Raw genomic sequence first — 1,236 nt, 5'->3', positions numbered from 1 at the left:
TATTACTCCTTTGGAGACGTTAGCAATGTTAGATCAAAATACTTCAGCTCAATTAAAAACGCTTTTAGAACGCCTTGAAGGTCCAATCGAATTGGTTGCGACTTTAAATGATTCAGACAAATCTGCAAAAATCAAAGAACTTGTGGAAGAAGTGGCAGCACTTTCTCCATTCGTCACAGCTCGTTTTGATGGTCAACATAAACGTGCGCCGAGCTTTGGTATTGCAAAAGCAGGTGAAGAACCGCGTGTCTTCTTCGCAGGTTTACCAATGGGTCATGAGTTCACTTCTTTGATTTTGGCATTGCTACAAACTTCTGGTTATGCACCAAAAGTATCTGATGAAGTATTAGCATCCATCAAAGCTTTAGAAATCAAATCTGACTTTGACGTATTCGTATCTTTAAGCTGTCATAACTGTCCAGATGTGGTTCAAGCACTTAACTTGATCGCAATCTACAACCCTGGCACAACTGCAACCATGATTGATGGTGCATTCTTCCAAGACGAAGTTGAAGAACGCAAAATCATGGCTGTCCCAATGGTGTTCCAAGACAACGAACATATTGGTCAAGGTCGTATGACATTGGAAGAAATTGTTGCGAAGCTCGATACTAACTCTGCAGCGAAAGATGCTGAAAAACTCAATGCCAAAGATGCATTTGACGTGCTTGTGATCGGTGGTGGTCCTGCAGGTAACACATCTGCAATCTATGCGGCTCGTAAAGGTATCCGTACAGGAATCGTTGCTGAGCGCATGGGTGGTCAGGTCATGGACACCATGGATATTGAAAACTTTACATCAGTGCAAAAGACGCAAGGTCCTAAGTTTGCAGCTGAAATGGAAGCACATGTTCGTGAATACGGTGTCGACATCATGAACTTACAACGTGTGTCTGACATCAAAGGTGCGGATGAAACTGCCAACGGTTTAGTTGAAGTGACTTTAGAGAATGGTGCAAAACTTGAATCGAAAACGGTCATCCTGTCTACAGGTGCACGTTGGAGAGAAATGAATGTACCAGGTGAGCAAGAATACAAAACACGTGGTGTTGCGTACTGCCCACATTGTGATGGTCCATTGTTCAAAGGCAAACGTGTGGCTGTGATCGGTGGTGGTAACTCTGGTGTTGAAGCGGCAATTGACTTGGCTGGTATTGTTGAACATGTCACTTTAGTTGAGTTTGATACTAAGCTGCGTGCTGACCAAGTATTACAAGACAAACTTAACAGCTTGCC

The 1,236-nt window shown here is 43.2% G+C and carries 1 protein-coding gene; it reads left to right on the top strand.

The window, feature by feature from the left end:
- Positions 1-25: 25 nt before the first annotated feature.
- Positions 26-1,236: alkyl hydroperoxide reductase subunit F (gene ahpF, locus AC1M9A_RS14340; RefSeq protein ID WP_481610481.1), on the top strand; the 1,211-nt coding region annotated here is incomplete at its 3' end.

The organism is Acinetobacter sp. ANC_7634 (assembly GCF_056779875.1).
Note: the sequence above shows the minus strand (reverse complement) of the source record. Positions and strands in the feature narration are given on the sequence as shown.